Origin of the sequence: Loktanella sp. DJP18 (genome assembly GCF_049310965.1) — a bacterium.
Taxonomy (GTDB): Bacteria; Pseudomonadota; Alphaproteobacteria; order Rhodobacterales; family Rhodobacteraceae; genus Loktanella.
Genome location: NZ_JBMERN010000328.1, coordinates 1 through 1,258 on the forward strand (window position 1 = coordinate 1; position 1,258 = coordinate 1,258).

Consider the following 1,258-nt stretch of genomic DNA (forward strand, 5'->3'; position numbering starts at 1 on the left):
CGTGCGGCATGAAGAAGATCCGCTGCGCCATCTATACCCGGAAAAGCTCGGAGGACGGGCTGGAGCAGGCGTTCAACTCCCTCGATGCGCAACGGGAGGCCTGTGCGTCCTATGTCGCCAGTCAGAAGCATGAAGGCTGGGTACTCCTGCCGACCAGCTACGATGACGGTGGGCTCTCCGGGGGATCACTGGAGCGTCCGGCCCTGCAGCGGCTGATGACCGACATGCGCGATGGATTGATCGATCAGATCATCGTCTACAAGATCGACCGGCTGACCCGGTCCCTGGCCGACTTTTCGAAGATCGTGGATGTGCTGGATGCGGCGGGGGCGTCGTTCGTGTCCGTGACGCAGTCCTTCAACACAGCCACCAGCATGGGGCGGCTGACCCTGAACATGCTGCTGAGCTTTGCCCAGTTCGAGCGCGAGGTGACGGCGGAGCGGATCCGCGACAAGATCGCCGCCTCGAAGCGGAAGGGGCTCTGGATGGGCGGGCTGGTCCCCATCGGCTATGACGCCGATGGCCGCACGCTGTCCATCAACCGCCGCGAAGCCGAGACCATCGCGACACTTTACGACCTCTACGAGACGCGCGGCACGACCCGGGCGGTGAAGGCCGAGGCGGACCATCTGGGGCTGACAACGAAGCGCCGCAGGTCGTCAGACGGGGCTGCAACAGGTGGTGGTGCCTTCACGCGGGGGCACATCCATCAGATCCTGACGAACCCGCTCTACGCCGGGCGCATCCGGCATCGCAAGGCGATCCACGCGGGACAGCATCCGGCGATCATCGATCCGGCGCGCTGGGACCGGATACAGGCCGTGATGCAGGACGGGGCTGCAAAGGCCCGGGACGCCCAGGTGGGGACGCGTTCATCGCGTCTATGCGGCAAACTCTTCGACGAGACGGGCGACCGGCTGACGCCGTCGCATACGAAGACCCGGCAAGGGCGGCGGCTACGATACTACGTCTCGCGACGCCTCATTGCACAGAGCGGCGAGGCCCACCAGGGCGGCTGGCGGCTCCCCGCGCAGGCGTTGGAGACGAAGGTCACCAGTCGGATCATCTCAACGCTCTCTGCCGCCTCGTTCGCAGCCAGGATCTGTCCCTCCGCATCCGGCGATCAGATGGCGCACCTGCGCAGGCGGCTGAACGGCATGCTTGGAGATCCGACGACATCAGAGCTGACTGACCTGATCGTACGCGTCGAGATCGCGCCGGGCCAGCTCGTGATCAGACTGTGCGAGACACATCTGCG

The 1,258-nt window shown here is 65.3% G+C and carries 1 protein-coding gene; it reads left to right on the plus strand.

Going from position 1 to position 1,258, the window contains the following annotated elements; all coding sequences use genetic code 11:
* Window positions 1-1,258: recombinase family protein (locus ACOI1H_RS25655; protein ID WP_422441157.1), on the plus strand; the 1,258-nt coding region annotated here is incomplete at both ends.